Annotated in this window: 21 protein-coding genes; 19 read left to right on the top strand and 2 right to left on the bottom strand. The window is 58.5% G+C overall.

Annotated features, from left to right (window positions below; translation table 11 throughout):
* The first annotated feature begins 98 nt into the window (after window positions 1–98).
* From cgtA to SLW75_RS26290, 3 genes are all read left to right on the top strand, one after another.
* Complete coding sequence (gene cgtA, locus SLW75_RS26300; protein WP_410935828.1) at window positions 99–1322, top strand: Obg family GTPase CgtA; 1224 nt, start codon at window positions 99–101, stop codon at window positions 1320–1322.
* 85 nt (window positions 1323–1407) lie between these two features.
* Window positions 1408–2526, top strand: a complete 1119-nt coding sequence (proB, locus tag SLW75_RS26295) for a glutamate 5-kinase (protein ID WP_065987677.1) — start codon at window positions 1408–1410, stop codon at window positions 2524–2526.
* Window positions 2527–2554: 28 nt separating this feature from the next.
* Window positions 2555–3025 carry a CreA family protein gene (locus tag SLW75_RS26290; protein WP_108118986.1) on the top strand — a complete coding sequence of 157 codons (471 nt, stop codon included), beginning with the start codon at window positions 2555–2557 and terminating at the stop codon, window positions 3023–3025.
* A gap of 68 nt (window positions 3026–3093) precedes the next feature.
* On the opposite strand, the gene rpsT is transcribed toward SLW75_RS26290, so the two are convergent.
* A complete protein-coding gene (gene rpsT, locus SLW75_RS26285; protein WP_037015424.1) occupies window positions 3094–3372 on the bottom strand; it encodes a 30S ribosomal protein S20 in 279 nt (92 codons plus the stop codon).
* A gap of 250 nt (window positions 3373–3622) precedes the next feature.
* On the opposite strand from rpsT, the gene murJ reads away from it, so the two are divergent.
* From murJ to ispH, 6 genes are all read left to right on the top strand, one after another.
* Window positions 3623–5167, top strand: a complete 1545-nt coding sequence (gene murJ / locus SLW75_RS26280) for a murein biosynthesis integral membrane protein MurJ (RefSeq protein ID WP_410935827.1) — start codon at window positions 3623–3625, stop codon at window positions 5165–5167.
* A 118-nt stretch (window positions 5168–5285) separates the two neighbouring features.
* Window positions 5286–6233, top strand: coding sequence for a bifunctional riboflavin kinase/FAD synthetase (ribF, locus tag SLW75_RS26275; protein ID WP_410935826.1), 948 nt, complete (start codon window positions 5286–5288; stop codon window positions 6231–6233).
* Window position 6234: 1 nt separating this feature from the next.
* The gene (gene ileS, locus SLW75_RS26270; protein WP_410935825.1) at window positions 6235–9066 is read left to right on the top strand and encodes an isoleucine--tRNA ligase; all 2832 of its coding nucleotides are present in this window, start codon (window positions 6235–6237) and stop codon (window positions 9064–9066) included.
* Window positions 9059–9571 carry a signal peptidase II gene (gene lspA, locus SLW75_RS26265; RefSeq protein WP_065987672.1) on the top strand — a complete coding sequence of 171 codons (513 nt, stop codon included), beginning with the start codon at window positions 9059–9061 and terminating at the stop codon, window positions 9569–9571. The genes ileS and lspA overlap by 8 nt, the downstream gene beginning before the upstream one ends.
* Before the next feature lie 7 nt (window positions 9572–9578).
* Window positions 9579–10031, top strand: coding sequence for an FKBP-type peptidyl-prolyl cis-trans isomerase (gene fkpB, locus SLW75_RS26260; protein WP_410935844.1), 453 nt, complete (start codon window positions 9579–9581; stop codon window positions 10029–10031).
* Window positions 10032–10112: 81 nt separating this feature from the next.
* Window positions 10113–11060, top strand: a complete 948-nt coding sequence (gene ispH / locus SLW75_RS26255) for a 4-hydroxy-3-methylbut-2-enyl diphosphate reductase (protein ID WP_122535361.1) — start codon at window positions 10113–10115, stop codon at window positions 11058–11060.
* A 21-nt stretch (window positions 11061–11081) separates the two neighbouring features.
* Here ispH and SLW75_RS26250 read toward each other — a convergent pair whose 3' ends face one another.
* On the bottom strand, window positions 11082–11585 hold the full coding sequence (locus SLW75_RS26250) for a GspH/FimT family pseudopilin (protein ID WP_410935824.1): 504 nt from the start codon (window positions 11583–11585) through the stop codon (window positions 11082–11084).
* A 183-nt stretch (window positions 11586–11768) separates the two neighbouring features.
* On the opposite strand from SLW75_RS26250, the gene pilV (SLW75_RS26245) reads away from it, so the two are divergent.
* From pilV (SLW75_RS26245) to SLW75_RS26200, 10 genes are all read left to right on the top strand, one after another.
* Complete coding sequence (pilV, locus tag SLW75_RS26245; RefSeq protein WP_410935823.1) at window positions 11769–12209, top strand: type IV pilus modification protein PilV; 441 nt, start codon at window positions 11769–11771, stop codon at window positions 12207–12209.
* On the top strand, window positions 12206–12907 hold the full coding sequence (locus SLW75_RS26240; protein ID WP_410935822.1) for a PilW family protein: 702 nt from the start codon (window positions 12206–12208) through the stop codon (window positions 12905–12907). Before pilV (SLW75_RS26245) ends, SLW75_RS26240 begins: the two co-directional genes overlap by 4 nt.
* Window positions 12908–12938: 31 nt before the next feature.
* Complete coding sequence (locus SLW75_RS26235) at window positions 12939–13403, top strand: PilX N-terminal domain-containing pilus assembly protein (RefSeq protein ID WP_342214622.1); 465 nt, start codon at window positions 12939–12941, stop codon at window positions 13401–13403.
* Window positions 13400–13822, top strand: a complete 423-nt coding sequence (locus SLW75_RS26230) for a type IV pilin protein (protein ID WP_369318910.1) — start codon at window positions 13400–13402, stop codon at window positions 13820–13822. Before SLW75_RS26235 ends, SLW75_RS26230 begins: the two co-directional genes overlap by 4 nt.
* Window positions 13823–13947: 125 nt before the next feature.
* Window positions 13948–14430, top strand: a complete 483-nt coding sequence (locus tag SLW75_RS26225; RefSeq protein ID WP_192133149.1) for a GspH/FimT family pseudopilin — start codon at window positions 13948–13950, stop codon at window positions 14428–14430.
* A complete protein-coding gene (gene pilV, locus SLW75_RS26220) occupies window positions 14430–14900 on the top strand; it encodes a type IV pilus modification protein PilV (protein WP_410929578.1) in 471 nt (156 codons plus the stop codon). Before SLW75_RS26225 ends, pilV (SLW75_RS26220) begins: the two co-directional genes overlap by 1 nt.
* On the top strand, window positions 14897–15589 hold the full coding sequence (locus SLW75_RS26215) for a PilW family protein (protein WP_192133144.1): 693 nt from the start codon (window positions 14897–14899) through the stop codon (window positions 15587–15589). Before pilV (SLW75_RS26220) ends, SLW75_RS26215 begins: the two co-directional genes overlap by 4 nt.
* A gap of 65 nt (window positions 15590–15654) precedes the next feature.
* A complete protein-coding gene (locus tag SLW75_RS26210) occupies window positions 15655–16110 on the top strand; it encodes a PilX N-terminal domain-containing pilus assembly protein (RefSeq protein WP_192133142.1) in 456 nt (151 codons plus the stop codon).
* Window positions 16097–19189, top strand: a complete 3093-nt coding sequence (locus tag SLW75_RS26205; RefSeq protein WP_410935821.1) for a pilus assembly protein — start codon at window positions 16097–16099, stop codon at window positions 19187–19189. The genes SLW75_RS26210 and SLW75_RS26205 overlap by 14 nt, the downstream gene beginning before the upstream one ends.
* A gap of 14 nt (window positions 19190–19203) precedes the next feature.
* Window positions 19204–19602 carry a type IV pilin protein gene (locus SLW75_RS26200; protein WP_410935843.1) on the top strand — a complete coding sequence of 133 codons (399 nt, stop codon included), beginning with the start codon at window positions 19204–19206 and terminating at the stop codon, window positions 19600–19602.
* Window positions 19603–19625: the final 23 nt, after the last annotated feature.

Below are 19625 nucleotides of genomic sequence, written 5' to 3'. Positions count from 1 at the left end.
GAAGTCGCTGGTTTTTGATCGGTATCGCAACGCTCATCTTTGCAAGAGCCTTATGAATTTATGTTGTTTGCTCGTCTTTGTGACGGGAGGCGTGCGCTATGAAATTTGTTGATGAAGTATCCATTCGAGTAAAGGCCGGTGATGGCGGTAACGGTTGCATGAGCTTCCGTCGCGAGAAATTCATCGAGAACGGTGGTCCTAACGGTGGTGATGGCGGTGACGGCGGCTCGATCTACATGATTGCCGACGAAAACCTCAACACCTTGGTCGACTACCGCTACACCCGTCACTTCGACGCCGAGCGCGGCTCGAACGGCGGCAGCACCGACTGCACCGGTCGCAAGGGTGAAGAGCTGGTGTTGCGTGTGCCGGTCGGCACGACTGTGATCGACGCTGGCACCCAGGAAGTCATCGGCGACCTGACCAAGGCCGGCCAGCGTCTGCTGGTGGCCCATGGCGGCTGGCACGGTCTGGGCAACACGCGTTTCAAATCCAGTACCAACCGCGCGCCGCGTCAGACCACCCCCGGCAAGCCGGGTGAGCAGCGTGACCTCAAGCTTGAGCTGAAAGTGCTGGCTGACGTCGGTCTGCTCGGTTTGCCGAATGCCGGCAAGAGCACGTTCATTCGCTCGGTATCGGCTGCCAAGCCAAAGGTCGCTGATTACCCGTTCACCACGCTCGTCCCGAACCTGGGTGTCGTCAGCGTCGATCGCTGGAAGAGCTTTGTCGTCGCCGATATTCCCGGCCTGATCGAAGGTGCTTCCCATGGTGCAGGCTTGGGGATTCGCTTCCTCAAACACCTGGCCCGGACACGTTTGCTTCTGCACCTCGTCGACATGGCACCGCTGGATGAAAGCAGTGCGCCGGATGCCGCTGAAGTCATCGTCAACGAGCTGGTCAAGTTCAGCCCTGCGCTGGCCGACCGCGATCGCTGGCTGGTCCTGAACAAGTGCGACCAGATCCTCGAAGAAGAGCATGAGGCCCGCAAGCAGGAGATCATTGATCGTCTGGAGTGGACCGGCCCTGTCTACGTGATCTCGGCCATCGCCAAAGAAGGCACCGATCGCCTGACCCACGACATCATGCGCTATCTCGAAGATCGTTCTGATCGTCTGGCCAATGACCCGGCCTACGCTGCCGAGCTGGCTGAGCTGGATCAACGCATCGAAGACGAAGCTCGCGCCCAGTTGCAGGCGCTGGATGATCAGCGTGCCTTGCGCCGTAGCGGCGTGAAGAGCGTACATGACATCGGCGATGACGATTGGGATGAGGAAGACGTGGAAGACGAAGATGGTCCGGAAATCATTTACGTCCGCGACTGATCGACTGAAGTAAACTACGACGCCGCTCTTGAAGCGGCGTTTTAGTATCTAGAATTCGGACTCTCTGGCTTAAGGTTGAAAGATCATGCGGAGCAAGGTGACAGGTGCCCAGCGTTGGGTGGTGAAGATCGGAAGTGCGCTGCTGACGGCGGACGGCAAGGGTCTGGATCGCAACGCGATGGGTGTTTGGGTCGAGCAGATGGTGGCCCTGCATGAGGCGGGTGTCGAACTGGTCCTTGTTTCATCCGGCGCAGTAGCGGCCGGGATGAGTCGTCTGGGCTGGACTGCGCGACCGAGCGCCATGCATGAGCTTCAGGCCGCTGCAGCAATCGGTCAGATGGGTCTTGTGCAGGCGTGGGAATCCAGCTTCGCCGAGCATCAACGGCATACTGCGCAGATTCTGCTCACTCACGACGATCTGTCCGATCGCAAGCGCTACCTGAACGCCCGAAGCACGTTGCGGACTTTGGTTGAGCTGGGAGTCATCCCTGTCATCAACGAAAACGACACCGTCGTCACCGACGAGATCCGTTTCGGCGACAACGACACCTTGGCGGCTCTGGTGGCCAACCTGGTTGAAGCTGATCTGTTGGTCATCCTGACCGACCGTGACGGCATGTTCGACGCCGATCCTCGCAATAATCCCGAGGCGCAGCTCATTTATGAAGCGCGCGCCGATGATCCCGCCCTTGATGCGGTGGCTGGCGGCACCGGCGGTGCGCTGGGTCGTGGCGGCATGCAGACCAAGTTGCGTGCGGCGCGACTCGCCGCCCGTTCCGGTGCGCACACCGTGATCGTGGGTGGCCGCATAGAGCGCGTCCTGGCGCGTCTGAAGGCGGGCGAGCGATTGGGCACGTTGCTGTCCCCGGAGCGCGAAATGCTCGCGGCTCGCAAGCAATGGCTGGCCGGGCATCTGCAAACCCGTGGCACGCTGGTGCTGGACGAGGGTGCGGTAAAAGCACTGACCCAAAGCCATAAGAGTTTGCTGCCGGTCGGCGTCAAGCTGGTGCAGGGCAGCTTTCGTCGCGGCGAAATGGTGGTCTGCGTGGCGGCTGACGGTCGTGAGATCGCCCGCGGGCTGACCAATTACAGCGCGCTCGAAGCGCAGAAGATCATCGGTCTGCCCTCTGACGCCATCGTCAAGGAGCTGGGTTACATGGCCGAGCCTGAACTCGTGCACCGTGACAACCTGATTCTGGTCTGAAGTGCATCATCAAAAGAAGGAAGCATACATGCGAGTCATGAAAGGGCTGGTAGGCGCGTTGCTGATGTTGCCGTTGCTGGCATCGGCTGAAGAGATCGGCCAGGTATCAACTGTGTTCAAGATGGTCGGTCCTAACGATCGAATTGTGGTCGAAGCATTCGACGACCCCAAGGTCGACGGTGTGACGTGCTATCTGTCTCGCGCGAAAACCGGTGGGGTGAAGGGTGGTCTGGGCCTGGCTGAAGATCGTGCCGAAGCGTCCATCGCGTGCCGGCAGGTCGGTCCCATTCACTTCAAGGAGCAATTGAAGGATGGCGACGAAGTGTTCAAGGAGCGGACTTCGCTGGTGTTCAAGACGATGCAGGTTGTGCGATTCCTCGACAAGAAACGCAATACGCTGGTCTACCTCGTTTACAGCGATAAGGTCATCGAGGGCAGTCCGCAGAATGCCGTGACCGCGATCCCGATCCTGCCATGGACACCTGCGCCGGCACCTTGAAGCTGCAGAGGCAAATCGAAGGCAATAAAAAACCGACCCTGGGGTCGGTTTTTTAACAAGCGAATCGCTTAGGCTGCAGCAGCAAGGTTCAGAGCCTTGATGTGGCCATTCAGGCGACCTTTATGGCGAGCAGCTTTGTTCTTGTGGATGATGCCTTTATCGGCCATACGGTCGATAACTGGCACAGCCAGAACATAAGCAGCTTGCGCTTTTTCAGCGTCTTTAGCGTCGATGGCTTTAACTACATTCTTGATGTAGGTACGAACCATGGAACGCATGCTGGCGTTGTGGCTGCGACGCTTCTCAGCCTGTTTTGCACGTTTTTTGGCGGAAGGTGTGTTGGCCACCGTCGAGCTCCTCGAAAGACTTGGGAAATAGCTAACAAAATAGGCCGCGAATCATGCCGATGAGTTTGACACTTGTCAAGGGCAGTTGATGCGTTCCGCTGAGTGGTCGCAGTGTGGTGCCGAGGTGATTTCTTTCCGGCGTGCGACCTGTAAACTCGCGGGCTTTGGCTCTGAGCTGTTTTGCGGCGCGGAGTATCGCATATATGGAACGCGCTTTGGCGCTTCCTTTGGTCAGGCGTATAACATTTCGATGAATCTACTCAAATCGCTTGCCGCCGTGAGCTCTATTACGATGCTTTCGCGGGTGCTGGGCTTCGTCCGCGACACCATCATCGCGCGCGCTTTCGGTGCCGGCATGGCCACTGACGCCTTCTTTATCGCCTTCAAGCTGCCCAATCTGCTGCGCCGGATCTTTGCCGAGGGCGCTTTTTCCCAGGCCTTCGTTCCCATCCTGGCGGAATACAAGAGCCAGCAGGGCGAAGAGGCAACCCGCACATTTGTCGCGTATGTCACCGGCCTGCTGACCTTGGCCCTGGCAATCGTCACGGTGCTGGGCGTCGTATTTGCCCCATGGATCATCTGGGCCACCGCGCCGGGTTTTGCCGATACGCCGGAGAAGTTCCAGCTGACCTCGGACCTGCTGCGGGTGACCTTTCCTTATATATTGCTCATTTCTCTGTCATCACTGGCCGGTGCGATCCTCAACACGTGGAATCGCTTCTCCGTACCGGCGTTCGTGCCGACGCTGCTCAATCTGGCGATGATCTTCTTCGCCCTGTTCCTTACGCCCTATTTCCACCCGCCCGTGATGGCGCTGGGCTGGGCTGTGCTGGCGGGCGGTTTGCTGCAGCTTCTTTATCAGCTGCCGCACCTGAAAAAGATCGGCATGCTGGTGCTGCCGCGACTCAACCTGCGCGACACCGGTGTCTGGCGGGTGATGAAGCAGATGCTGCCGGCCATGCTCGGGGTGTCCGTCAGTCAGATTTCGCTGATCATCAACACCATATTCGCCTCGTTTCTTGTCGCAGGTTCCGTGTCTTGGATGTATTACGCCGACCGCCTGATGGAACTGCCTTCCGGGGTGCTCGGCGTGGCGTTGGGGACGATTCTGCTGCCGATTCTCTCGAAAACCTACGCCAGCCGGGATCGCCATGAATATTCGCGGATTCTCGACTGGGGCCTGCGCTTGTGTTTCCTGTTGGTGCTGCCGTGCACCCTGGCGCTCGGGCTGCTTGCCGAGCCGCTAACAGTTTCGCTGTTCCAGTACGGCAAGTTCGACGCCGTGGATGCTGCGATGACCCAGCGTGCGCTGGTCGCGTACTCGGTGGGGCTGCTGGGCATCATCGTGATCAAGGTGCTCGCGCCGGGCTTTTATGCTCAACAAAATATCCGCACGCCGGTGAAAATCGCGATCTTCACCCTCATGGTGACTCAGCTGTTCAATGTGCTTTTCGTCTATGTCATCCATCTGGCACACGCCGGTTTAGCGCTCGCGATCAGTGTCGGGGCTTGCCTCAATGCGTTGCTGCTGTTCTGGCAGTTGCGCAAGCAGGACCTGTTTCAGCCGCAGCCGGGTTGGCCGATGTTCCTGGGCAAGCTGATTATCGCGGTGGTGGCGATGTCCGCCGTGCTGCTGGGCCTGATGCATGTGATGCCCGCTTGGTCAGACGGCGAGATGCTGCAGCGATTCCTGCGCCTCGGCGGGCTGGTACTGGCAGGTGTCGTGACGTATTTCGGCACTTTGCTGTTGCTGGGTTTCCGCGTCAGGCATTTCGCTCGCAAGGCGATCCTGTAGGATCAGTCGTCGTTTTCTGCCGGTTAACGTCGATTGTTGTGGTTTGCCCGGATGTGTCGCCTGTCGTTGACGGCGGTGTGTGGTTATAATCGGCCACTTTATGAGCAAGAAGCGCGTTATGCAGCTGGTTCGAGGCCTTCACAATCTGCGCCCGCAGCACCGGGGCTGCGTCGCCACCATTGGCAATTTCGACGGTGTACACCGGGGTCATCAGGCTATCCTGGCGAGACTGCGTGAACGCGCCGTCGAGCTGGGCTTGCCCAGTTGTGTGGTGATCTTCGAACCGCAACCGCGCGAGTTCTTCGCTCCCGAGACGGCCCCGGCCCGTTTGGCCCGACTGCGCGACAAGCTCGATCTGCTGGCTGGCGAGGGCGTTGATCTGGTGTTGTGCCTGGCCTTCAATCAGCGCTTCAGCAAGCTCAGTGCATCCGAGTTTGTCGACACCGTGCTCATCGATGGCCTGGGTGTGAAACACCTGGAGGTGGGTGACGACTTCCGTTTTGGCTGTGACCGCGTGGGCGATTTCGATTTCCTGCAAAAAGTCGGCGCCGAAAAGGGCTTCACCGTCGAAGCGGCGCAGACCGTCGAAATCGATGGCGTCCGTGTGAGCAGCACCAAGGTGCGCACGGCGCTTGCTGCCGCAGACTTCACCCTGGCCGAGCATTTACTGGGCCGCCCGTTCGAAATCTCTGGCCGCGTACTGCATGGCCAGAAACTGGCGCGTCAGTTGGGTACGCCCACGGCCAACGTGCAACTCAAACGTCGTCGCGTGCCATTGACCGGTGTCTACCTGGTCAGCGCGCAGATTGACGGCAAGGTATGGCCAGGCGTCGCCAACATCGGCGTGCGTCCCAGCGTGGCGGGCGATGGACGTCCCCATCTGGAGATTCACCTTCTGGATTTTACCGGCGATATCTATGGCCGGCGTTTGACGGTGGTATTCCACCACAAGCTGCGTGATGAGCAGCGCTTTGCCTCCCTTGAGGCGCTCAAGACGGCGATCGATGCGGATGTCGCTGCCGCTCGTGCCCACTGGCACGACCAACCGCTAAACTTTAGAGCCTGAAATGACCGACTACAAAGCCACGCTTAATCTTCCGGACACCGCCTTCCCGATGAAGGCCGGCCTGCCCCAGCGCGAGCCGCAAACTCTGCAGCGCTGGGACAGCATTGGCCTGTACCAGAAGCTGCGCGAAATTGGCAAGGATCGGCCCAAGTTCGTGCTGCACGACGGGCCTCCGTACGCCAACGGCAATATCCACATCGGTCATGCGGTCAACAAGATTCTCAAGGACATGATCGTTCGCTCGAAGACCCTTTCCGGCTTCGACGCGCCTTATGTCCCGGGCTGGGATTGCCACGGTCTGCCGATCGAGCACAAGGTCGAAGTCACCCACGGCAAGAATCTGCCTGCGGACAAGACCCGGGAACTGTGCCGTGCCTACGCGGCCGAGCAGATCGAAGGGCAGAAAGCCGAGTTCATCCGCCTGGGTGTGCTGGGCGACTGGGACAACCCGTACCGCACCATGGACTTCGCCAACGAAGCCGGTGAAATCCGCGCGTTGGCTGAGATGGTCAAGAACGGCTTCGTCTTCAAGGGCCTGAAGCCGGTCAACTGGTGTTTCGATTGCGGCTCTGCATTGGCTGAAGCGGAAGTTGAATATCAGGACAAGAAATCGTCCACCATCGACGTCGCCTTCCCGGTGGCCGATGCCGACAAGCTGGCTGCCGCCTTCGGTCTGCCAAGTCTGGGCAAACCTGCTGCCATCGTGATCTGGACCACCACCCCGTGGACCATCCCGGCAAACCAGGCGCTCAACGTTCACCCGGAATTCACCTACGCACTGGTCGATACCGGCGAGCGCCTGCTGGTGCTGGCTGAAGAGCTGGTTGAGTCCTGCCTGAAGCGATGGAACCTTGAAGGTTCGGTGCTGGCGACGGCCGAAGGTTCGGCGCTCGAGCTGATCAATTTCCGTCATCCGTTCTACGATCGTCTTTCGCCCATCTATCTGGCTGACTATGTCGAGCTGGGCGCGGGCACCGGTGTCGTTCACTGCTCGCCGGCCTATGGCGTCGACGACTTCGTGATCTGCAAAAGCTACGGCCTGACCAACGACGACATCATCAGTCCGGTGCAGAGCAACGGCGTGTACAGCCCGTCGCTGGAGTTCTTCGGTGGCCAGTTCATCTTCAAGGCCAACCAGCCAATCATCGACAAGCTGACCGAAGTCGGCGCGTTGCTGCACACCGAAACCATCACCCACAGCTACATGCACTGCTGGCGCCACAAGACGCCGCTGATCTACCGCGCCACCGCGCAGTGGTTCGTCGGCATGGACAAGCAGCCGACGTCGGGTGACACCCTGCGCAACCGCGCCGTGAAGGCCATCGAAGAAACCAAATTCGTCCCGGCATGGGGGCAGGCGCGCCTGCACTCGATGATCGCCAACCGTCCTGACTGGTGCATCTCCCGTCAGCGCAACTGGGGCGTGCCGATCCCGTTTTTCCTGAACAAGGAAAGCGGCGAGCTGCACCCGCGCACCGTTGAGCTGATGGAAGAAGTCGCTCAGCGCGTCGAGCAGGAAGGCATCGAAGCCTGGTTCAAGATGGACGCTGCCGAGCTGCTGGGTGACGAAGCGCCGCACTACGACAAGATCTCCGACACTCTGGACGTCTGGTTCGATTCCGGCACCACGCACTGGCACGTCCTTCGCGGCTCGCACCCGATGGGCCACGAAAGCGGTCCACGCGCCGACCTTTACCTCGAAGGCTCGGACCAGCATCGCGGCTGGTTCCACTCGTCGCTGCTGACCGGTTGCGCCATCGACAATCACGCGCCGTACCGTGAATTGCTCACCCATGGTTTCACCGTGGACGAGAACGGCCGCAAGATGTCCAAGTCGCTGGGCAACGTCATCGCGCCGCAGACCGTCAACGACACACTGGGCGCGGACATCATGCGCCTGTGGGTTTCGGCGACCGATTACTCCGGCGAAATGGCCGTTTCCAACACCATTCTGCAGCGCAGCGCAGATGCGTATCGACGCATCCGCAACACCGCGCGCTTCCTGCTCTCGAACCTGACCGGCTTCAACCCGGCCACCGACTTGCTGCCAGCCGAAGAGATGCTGGCGCTGGACCGCTGGGCGGTGGATCGCGCCCTGCTGTTGCAGCGTGAACTGGAAGAGCACTACGGCGAATATCGGTTCTGGAACGTCTACTCGAAGGTGCACAACTTCTGCGTTCAGGAATTGGGTGGCTTCTATCTGGACATCATCAAGGACCGCCAGTACACCACCGGTGCCAACAGCACGGCGCGCCGCTCTTGCCAGACTGCGCTGTTCCACATCTCTGAAGCGCTGGTTCGCTGGATCGCACCGATCCTGGCGTTTACCGCCGATGAGCTGTGGCAGTACTTGCCGGGCGAGCGTAACGATTCGGTCATGCTCAACACCTGGTATACCGAGCTGAGCGAACTGCCGGAAGGCTTCGAGCTTGATCGCGCCTACTGGGAGCGGATCATGGCGGTGAAGGTGGCGGTCAACAAGGAAATGGAAAACCTGCGCGCGGCCAAGGCCATTGGCGGCAACTTGCAAGCCGAAGTCACGCTGTACGCCGAAGACGCGCTGGTGGCGGATCTGTCCAAGCTGAGCAATGAGTTGCGCTTCGTGCTGATCACCTCAACGGCCAGCGTCGCGCCTTTTGTCAGCGCGCCTGCCGATGCGGTGGTCACCGAAGTGGCTGGTTTGAAACTCAAGGTCGTCAAATCCGGCGACGCCAAGTGCGCGCGCTGCTGGCATCACCGCGAGGATGTCGGGGTCAATCCGGAGCATCCGGAAATCTGCGGTCGTTGCGTCGACAACATCAGCGGCGCAGGCGAGGTTCGTCACTATGCCTAATGCATCGGCTGGCCGTATGGGCCGACTGGGTTGGTTGTGGTTGAGCGTGCTGGTGGTGGTCATTGACCAGGCCAGCAAGTTCTACTTCGAAAACCGCCTGGAGTTGTATGAGCAGATCGTCATCCTTCCTGACTACTTCAGCTGGATGCTGGCCTACAACACCGGGGCTGCTTTCAGCTTCCTGGCCGACAGTTCCGGCTGGCAGCGCTGGTTGTTTGCGCTGATCGCGGTAGTGGTGAGTGGGGTGCTGGTGGTCTGGCTCAAGCGGCTCGGGCGCGACGAAACCTGGCTGGCGATTGCCCTTGCCCTGATATTGGGCGGGGCGCTCGGCAATCTGTATGACCGAATCTTCATCGGCCATGTCATAGACTTCATATTCGTGCATTGGAAAGAACACGGCTTCCCGGCCTTCAATGTTGCGGACAGCGCCATTACCGTTGGCGCGATCATGCTGGCTCTGGACATGTTCAAGAGCAAGAAAACCGGAGAGACCGTCAATGACTGATCAGTTGATGACCGAACAGGCTACTCAGGAAACACGCATCGGTCAGAACACGGAAGTCACCCTGCATTTCGCGCTGCACCTGGAAAACGGCGACACCGTCGACAGCACGTTCGACAAGACGCCGGCGACCTTCAAGGTCGGCGATGGCAGCCTGCTTCCGGGCTTTGAGGCGCTGATCTTTGGCTTCAAAGCCGGTGATAAACGCACGCTTCAAGTGCCGCCGGAAAACGCTTTCGGTCAGCCTAACCCGCAAAATCTGCAGGTCATGCCCCGTTCGCAGTTCCAGAATATGGAGCTGTCGGAAGGGCTGCTGGTGATCTTCAACGATGCGGCGAACACCGAGCTGCCGGGCGTGGTGAAATCGATGGATGATGATCATGTCACCGTCGATTTCAACCATCCGCTGGCGGGCAAGACGTTGACCTTCGAAGTGGAAATTTTCGAGGTGAAGGCACTCTGAGCATCGCCAGAGCGCCTGGCCCCGGCACTGGTCGGGGCCTTTTCGTTATATGTTTCATTGCGCGTAGACACGAGGCACATCATGCAAATCAAACTCGCCAACCCACGTGGCTTCTGCGCCGGGGTGGACCGTGCGATCGAAATCGTCAATCGCGCGCTGGAAGTGTTTGGCCCGCCGATCTACGTGCGCCATGAAGTGGTTCATAACAAATTCGTCGTCGAAGACCTGCGCAGCCGTGGCGCGATCTTCGTCGAAGAGCTCGAGCAGGTGCCGGATGACGTCATCGTGATCTTCAGCGCCCACGGCGTGTCGCAGGCGGTGCGCACCGAGGCGGCAGGGCGCGGCCTTAAGGTGTTCGACGCCACCTGTCCGCTGGTGACCAAAGTGCATATCGAGGTCGCGCGCTACAGCCGCGACGGCCGCGAGTGCATCCTCATCGGTCACGCCGGCCACCCTGAGGTCGAGGGGACGATGGGGCAGTACGACGCCAGCAATGGCGGCGCGATTTATCTGGTCGAAGACGAAGCAGACGTCGCCAACCTCCAGGTGAGCAATCCTGAGAACCTTGCCTTCGTGACCCAGACGACGCTGTCGATGGACGACACCAGCCGGGTCATCGACGCCCTGCGCACACGATTCCCGGCCATTGGTGGCCCGCGCAAGGACGACATCTGTTACGCCACGCAAAACCGTCAGGATGCGGTCAAGGTCCTGGCCGATGAGTGCGACGTGGTGCTGGTGGTCGGCAGCCCGAACAGCTCCAACTCCAATCGCCTGCGTGAACTGGCTGAACGCATGTCGACCCCTGCCTATCTGATCGATGGTGCCGAAGACATGCAGCGCAGCTGGTTCGACGGCGTGGGCCGCATCGGCATTACCGCCGGTGCTTCGGCGCCCGAGGTGCTGGTGCGTGGCGTGATCCAGCAGCTGCACGCCTGGGGTGCGACCGGCGAAGACGAGCTGGCCGGGCGCGAAGAAAACATCACCTTCTCGATGCCCAAGGAATTACGCGTCAAGTCGCTGCTGTAATCCGGTCACTCCGTAACCGCATCATGCGCAGGGCTCGCTGCTGAATCCCTCGGATCGCAGCGTGACCCTGCCGGTCACCGCAATCACCAACTGGTAGCGACTGGCAGGTGTGTCTCTGAGGCACACCGCCAGTGTCCCGTTGGCGTTGTTCAGCAGCCGCCCCGTGTTATCGAAACCAATGCGCACGGCGACCTTGCTGTTGCCCACCACCCTGACGTTACGGTGGCTGGCGAACTCGGCCAGCGACAGCTCACCCTCGTCTCTGAGCTGGTTGCGGTTGCTGTCGACGAACACGTTCCAGCCTCGGCTCCAGTCCTTTTCAAGCGCCTGTATCACCACTGGCTGACTGCGCAGAATCGCCTCTGTGCGAGCCATTCGCAGCCCGCTGGCCAGTTGCTGAGCCGTGTCCTGACGTCGTTGTGAGTCGATCAACTGCCCGAAGGCGGGGATCGCGAGCGTCGCGACGATACCCACAATCACCAACCCTGCCAGCAGTTCAATCAGCGTCAATCCTTGCTGTTTCACGAGCGTCTTCCGTTGAGTTCGGCGCTCAAGCAAACACCTGCTCCGTTGCGCTGACAACCGGTTCGATTGTCAGCCGGTATGTCTGCAAGCCGCCGTTACACATCCTTCGGGCAAACCGCTGCGCATCGACTTCACTGGTGCCTGCACAGCGGACGGCAGAGGTGGGCGATGGCAGGAAGGGCGATGCAATCAGGGATGACATTGATCGAAGTGCTGGTTGCGCTGCTGATCTTCAGCGTTGGCATATTGGGTGTGGCGATGCTGCAGCTCAACGCGCTGAAGTACACCGACAGCTCGATGCGCAGCATGCACGTCAGTTTCATCGTCCATGATCTTCTCGAGCGAATCCGCGCCAATCCGGGCACCAGTTATGCGCTGGCTTCGCTGAGTCAGGCGCCATCGTCCGGCAGTCTCGCCGTCCCACGCCAGCAAGACCTGTACGACTTCGCGACGCAGTTGAGACGCGCGGTCGGTGACGATGCCGAGGCATCCATTGCGGTGTCGGGATCGAGCGTGACCGTTACATTGAAGTGGGACGATTCCCGCGCCAGCCAGGAGGCCGCACAGAAGCAGACGCTGACGTTGACCGCAGATGTATCTGCCGAGCGGGGCGCACGACCATGAGGCCTTTGGAGAAAGGCTTTGGCCTCGTCGAAGTTATGCTGGCGCTGGTGTTGGGATTGGTGATGTCGCTGGCCTTGGCGCAGATATTCATCAGCTCAAAGAGCAGCTATGCCAGTCAGACATCGTCCGCCAGCCTGCAGGAAGACGCGCGATTCGTGCTCAGCAAAATGGTCCAGGAAGTGCGGCTGGTCGGCATGTTCGGCTGTTTGGGAAAAGTCGACGACGCCAGCGTCGGCAATGGCTTCTCCAAGGCGTTTGAAGCGCCGATCCACTGGGACGCGAGCTCGCAGACACTGAGCCTCGCCACCGCCGGAACCGGGGAGGGCGGAGGCTGGTCGACCTGGGTCATACACACCGACTGCGTGTCATCCGCCACCGCGTACTCCAACGGCCGGGCGCCCCGGCTCGCCGGACATGAGACCGCGATGCCCATTCACAAGCAGGTGTATCGCTTCAACAAGGCCCGCAATGAGCTGTCGCTGAATGGCCAGCCCCTGGTCAGCAATGTGCGCGCGTTCAGCGTGCTGTTCGGCGTTGCCGGTTCGATCAATGACCGCTCCGTTGCGCGGTACGCGGCCACCGCCGAACCCTCGTTGATCCGCAGCGTACGGCTGACCCTGACACTGTTCGACCCCGCAGATCGGGGGCAGGAACAGACCATCGACGTCGTTGCCGCCCTCCGTAATCGGCTGGGGTGATCACATGAATATGAATCCACAACGTGGCGCGGTGTTGATCGTCAGCCTGGTGTTCCTGCTGTTGCTGACCCTCTTGGCGACATCGTCGATGCAGAACGCCACCCTCCAGGAAAAAGTGGCGGGCACGCTCAAGCGGCGTGATGCGTCGTTTCAGTCCGCCGAGACAGCGCTGCGCATTGCTGAATCAAACATCCTGTCATCCGGGTTTTCACTGCTGGCCTGTTCGTCGCCAGCGAGATGTTTGCCTCCGCCTGAAGCGCTGACACTTTCCAAAAGCGGAACGGGCGGGGCGTCGGGTGTGGATTGGGTCGCGACGCGCGGTGGTTTTTACGGCATTCAGCATGTCGGCCAAACCGATCAGCCGCCCGGTGGCGGAGACGGTCAGTTTCGGATCCTGTACCGCGTGACGGCCATCGGCATTGAGGGCGACTCACGCACCGTGATCGAAAGCATTCACACCGAGGAGCGTCGCGTGATGTGGCGGCAGCGGCAATGAACAGACCATCCGCGGGTTTCACCCTGATCGAGCTGCTGATTGCCATCGCCATCGTCGCGATTCTCGCCGCCGTCGCGTATCCGCAATACAGCGAATACACCCGGAAAACCCGCCGCTCGGAGATCGCCGGGGTGCTGGTTGAAGAGGCGCAGAAGCTTGAGCGGTTTCATTCACGGGCAGGGCAATACTCGGACGTCAGCGGGCCTCCGGCGTTTAGTCATGAGGTGTCGATGGGGAATGCGTTTTATCGGATAGGGGCTGAGCGCAAGGAGCGGACGTTCACGCTGACCGCTTCGCCGGTTGGCGGAGGAATGATGGCGGGCGATGCGTGTGGGAATTTTGTGCTGGAAAACACTGGCAAGCGCGACAATCTCGGGATGTCGGGGGCTGCCAGTGTGGCGGGGTGTTGGGGGCGCTGAAATGACCTGGATCGGCTACGGCGCCGCGCGTCAGGGCGTTCGTCCGCCGAAAACAGCCACACATCCCCCCGGCAAATATTGAAACAACCGGTTGCTATATAGTTTCTCCATCAAGGAGAGATTAAATGCCCAAACGGTGTCGGGGTTTTACGCTGGTCGAGTTGCTGGTGACCATCACGTTGGTCGGCATCCTCGCCGCGATCGCCATTCCAAGTTTCACCTCTGCTATTCAGAACACCAAGGCCGACACGGAAGTAAGCGACTTTCAGCGTTTCCTTAACTACGCCCGCCAACAGGCTATAAACAGCGGCACTGTCATCCGTGTAACGCCATCGGTGGCGGGTGCTGCCTGGAATACTCAGCTGAGTGCCATTGATCCTGCGGCAACGGCGCCGATTCCCATTCTGCGAGTTTTGCCAGCGATGGACTCTGCATCAGTGCTTGCAGTGAGCGGAAATCCTACTGCGATCGACTTCAACAACCTGGGGGGGTTGGCCGCACCGGTGCCGACGGCGGCTGCTGCCGTAAGCATCACCTACACACGCGGCACCATCACCCGCGTGATCAACATATGCCTGAGCGGCCGTATCGTGTTGGGCGGTTGCTGATGAAGGCCAGAATTGATTCCAGGCAACAGGGCACGACGCTGATTGAGGTGCTGGTTGCCCTGCTTGTTCTAGCCATTGGGCTGTTGGGTGCGGCAGCGCTCCAGTTGAATGCGCTGAAATACACCGACAGTTCAAGGCTCAGCAGCCAGGCCAGCTTTATTGCGTACGACATGATGGATCGCATACGTGCCAATCCTGATGCTGACTATAGTTTGACTTCCCTGGCGGCGGTGACTTCTGGTCCCAATCTGACTGTTCCGCGGACGCAGGACCTCTACGACTTCAAGACTAATATCCGAACTCTCGACCCTGTCACGGGGGATGGGACGATTGCGGTGGATTCGGCAAATAAGCGGTTGGTCACCATTACTGTGATCTGGAGTGATGCCCGGGCCACCAACACGGCAACTGCCTTGCAGACCTTCAAAGTTACAAGTCGTGTGGCGATAGACGCGAAGGTGACGCAATGAAGCACCGCGCCAGGGGCTTCGGCCTGATCGAGATCATGATCTCGCTGCTATTGGGTTTGCTTATAGTGGCGGGTGTTATTCAGATTTTCATTTCAGCCAAGAACACCTATCTGTCACAGAACGCCTCGGCGGTCATGCAAGAGGATGCACGTTTCATCCTCACCAAGATGGCTCAGGAAATACGCATGGTCGGAATGTTTGGCTGTCTGGCGACGGTCAAAGACTCAAGCGCCAACAGTGACTTCGCCGCTGCGCAAATGACGCCGGTCCGGTGGGATAACGCAACGTCGAAATTGACGCTGGTAACAGCCGACGTGGGAAATAATGGTGGTGTTCCTACCTGGACCGTTGTCTCCGATTGCAAGTCAGGAGCGACCGCTCGGACCGGAACGGCCATCCCTGCCGCCACCGAATTAGCATTTCCAATACGCCAACTCGTCTACCAGTTTGCGAATAAGCAGTTACTTCTTGGGGGGGCTGTCATCGTAAATAACGTGAATGACTTCTCGGTGATGTTTGGTACTGCCAATACGGCGTCGGACACAACGGTTACAGCGTACACCGCGACGCCCGCCAGCATGGCTACGGTGCGCAGCGTCAGGCTGACCCTAGAACTGCAGGACGCAACAGGTCGAGTTAAAAACCAGAAGTTCAGCGTTATGACCGCTTTACGCAACCGTCTCTACTAGGTGTTGCCATCTTGAATGTAACCAGACACAGAGGTGTACAACGTACCCGGGCCCGCGAGCGCGGAATGGCGCTGATCGTCAGTCTGGTGTTTCTGTTGCTGCTGACGTTGATCGGGATTTCATCAATGCAGAACGCTACGCTTCAGGAAAAGATGTCCGGCAGCGTCAAGTTCCGCAACGAGTCCTTTCAGATTGCGGAGGCGGCTGCGCGTATGGGGGAGTCTGCAGTTCAGGCCAGTAATTACAAGCTGGCGACATGCATAAAATGTGCTCCACCTCCGGAAGCTACAAGCGTAACGGGACCGGGTGCCAACAGTACCTCGGGAGTGACCTGGTTCGCGACGACAGGCATGACGGGAGGTTTGTGGGCTGTCCAGAAAATCGCCACAACCAAGGACCCGGTTAACATCAATTCTGTGGGGTGGGATGAAAGTAAGTCGTGGACGCTTTATCGCATCACAGGCGTTGGCATCTCTGGTAACTCACGAACTGTAGTGGAAAGTATTTATGCCAAACGTTGAGTGGTGCCGCAGGGCAAGGCTTTATCTGTGCAAGCTGATGATGGGCGCACTGCTTGGCCTTTATGGCTCGGCCACCGCTTTCGCCGCATTTGTGCCGTCTGATTCTCCCTTGTTAACCGTGGGGTCGGTGACGCCGAACGTCATGCTGCTGGTGGATGACTCCGGGAGTATGAACAGTATCATCTGGGCCTCGGGGTTTGATCCCAACGCGGATCCGGTTCAAGTTTACAGCTGCAATTCGGATTTCAACTGCAGTAATGTCACTGCAATGGATATGACGGACACCAACTTTTTTGTGGGAAACCTGCGTGCCGGCGGCTGCGATAATGGGTATGACGGTTTCTACAAGTTCACCACACGCACGCGCGTCTGTCTCAAACTCCCCGACCCGGTGGGCAACGGGAATACCCGGTACACCACTGCTTACATCAGCTACTTGCTTTACGCCACGTCGTTGTCCAAAAAAGACTACACGGATGATTCGATTCCCGACGATTACAGAATCAGTGTCGCGCGCACGGTGTCTGCCGCGCTGGTGGCCAGCAATCGAAATCTGCGAATTGGCCTGGCCACCTTCAATCCCCCTACGAGCGGAAACGCTGGGCCTGGCGGCAACATCGCAAGGGCGATCAGCGATCTGTCCCAGACGACCGCTACAACTACCGCGCAAGCCAATGCCAACTACAACTCGCTGATCTCGTCCATCAACGGCCTTGCGGCAATCGCCAACACGCCATTGGCTGAAACCTATTACGAGGTGACCCGCTACTTTCGCGGAATGACGCCCTATTACAATACGACGCCTTCGACCTACACCAGCCCGATTCAGTACCGTTGTCAGCGAAACTATGGAGTCGTGATTACCGACGGTCTGCCGACCTACGATCGAACCTTCCCCACGAATGATCCGCTGGGCGGCGCAAGCTTGCCCAACTGGGACGGCAAGAACAACGACGGTGATAACCTCAATGGCGATGGGGAGGGTGACACCCTTTATCTGGACGATATCGCGAAATTCGCCTACGACATCGATATGCGAGCGAGCGGAACCGATGCCGCCGGCAAGAGCTGGGACGCTGCAGATTTCACCAAACAGAACATGTTCACCTACACAGTAGGATTTACAGCAGCCAATGCAATGCTCTCGGACGCGGCCACTTATGGTAAGGGTACTTATTACCAGGCGACGGACAGCGCGGGTCTCAATGCTGCGTTATCCGCGGCTCTGAACGACATCACCTCCCGCGCAGGAACCGGGGGAGGTGTAGCGTCGAATTCATCCACACTGTCCAGCTCATCGGTTTATTTCCAGACGCAATACGATCCGACTGACTGGCGGGGCACAATTAAGGCTTCGGCAATTTTGGCTGATGGAACCGTAAACACCGCATCGCCTATCTGGTCCACCGACAAACAAATCGTTCCGGGCATTACTGCTACTTACGAGTCCTGGAACTCCCTGACCAATGCCGTTATTCCGTTGTCCTTTCCAAGCTTTTCATTGCCCCAACAGACCGTGCTCAACGCCAATCTGCCGCTTGGGATTTCTGGGCTGGATTTAGTGCAATGGAGTAAAGGGACGAACAAAACAGGATTGAAAACGCGTACGGTGTTGCTCGGTGATGTGATCAACTCGCCCTTGACGTACGCCTCACCTACGGACAACCCAGCGTCGGACCCTGCCTCTGATAATAGCTATTCCACGTATTTGGATATCAAATCAAACTCAATGAATCCCTCCCTCGTGGTCAACGCCAATGATGGGTTAGTCAACGTGATCGACCCGTCGACCGGTAACAGGCTTTATGGGTACATGCCATCCACCGTTCTCGCGAACCTGCATTACGTCGCTGACCCTAACTACATCAACGGCGTATCTCACAAATTTTTGGTGGATGGGCAAATTTCCATCGTAGATGTCCAGTTTGCTTCGTCCTGGAAAACTCTAGCCATCGGGGGGACGGGCTCCGGTGGCAAGGGATTTTATGCGCTGCAGCTGTTTAATGCCGGTGCTTCTAATACGGTTAAAGCGCTTTGGGACATCAGCAGCGTTAGCACAGGTTTTGCCAACATGGGTTACGCGTATGCCAAACCGGAGGTGGCTCAACTGCCAGACGGCCGATGGGCAGCATTCATCTCTAATGGCTATGGCAGCACCAATGGCGTGGCGTCACTCTTTGTCGTTGATGTCAGCAATGGGGCTCTGATAAGAGAGATCGCCGTCGATACCTCGGGCAACAATGGATTGTCTTCAGTCAAGCTACGCGTCAATGCACAGAGTGTTGTTCAGTACGCTTATGGCGGTGATTTGAAGGGTCAGATGTGGAAGTTTGACTTCACGGGGCAAACCGCATCCACCTGGAAAGTAGGGCTGGGTGGAAGTCCACTGTTCACTGCCTCAGGAGGGGCGAATCAGCCGATCACTGCTCAGCCGGTCGTGGGAAATAATCCGAACGGCGGCAAGATGGTTTATTTTGGCACGGGCAAATTGCTCGAAACCGCGGACAAGACCACAACCGCGACTCAAGCGTTTTATGCGGTCTGGGACAATGACGGGACGAGTGCCAACTATCGCGAAAGCGACCTTGTAGCGCAGGCTATAAATGGGGTCTCAAGCGGAGCTTCTGGGCAGTTTTTTACCACTACCCAAAATGATGTGAATTATGCAGCCAAGAAAGGCTTCTACCTTCCGTTGATCTATAACACCGTCGCGACGGGGGAGCGTGTCATCTATCCGGCGACACTCGCGTTCGGCCGGGTTCGATTTACCACGGCTATCGTCGACACAGGTGATCCATGTTCAAGCTCTGGATCGGGTAGATACGTTGAACTTGATGCATTAAGCGGGCGGATGCTTAGCTATCCGGTTCTGGATACAAACGGTGATGGGCAGGTCAACAGCGCTGACGCTAATTCAAGCGGTATCCTGATAAGCGGTGGCGTGCCTAACGCAGCCGTTACGCTTGATAAAGAGAACGGCAATCAAGCAATTCCTTTGGGCGGTTTAGGTACCCCTCAAACCATCACTGATTTGGGCGGGGTGTCAAACCGACGCATCATGTGGCGACAGATCAGATGAGGAAAGAAAAAATGATGGGCAGTAAATCGAAAGGATTCACCCTCATAGAACTGATGATCGTGGTGGCCATTGTGGGTATTCTCGCGGCGATCGCGTACCCCAGTTACACCGAGTACGTGCGGCGCACTCACCGTACCGAGATTGCCGGGTTGCTCATGGAGCAGAGCCAGATTCTGGAACGCGCTTTTACCAAAACCGGCAGTTATCTGAACGTGCCAGTCGCTGGGAATGCTTGGTACAACGTTGCCATTGCCTATTCGAACGCTACTACTGGTATGGACTTTACGCTGACCGCGACGCCTGTCCCCGCCTCCATGATGAACGGCGACAAGTGCGGCACCTTCCAGATCACCAATACCGGCGTGCGCACCAACTCCACCGGGCTGTCGAATAAAGACTGTTGGGGCCGTTGAATCCATGCAGATGAACAGGCCGT

The organism is Pseudomonas sp. W5-01, from assembly GCF_046540435.1.
Lineage (GTDB): Bacteria > Pseudomonadota > Gammaproteobacteria > Pseudomonadales > Pseudomonadaceae > Aquipseudomonas > Aquipseudomonas graminis_B.
This window is presented reverse-complemented; position numbering and strand designations above follow the sequence as displayed.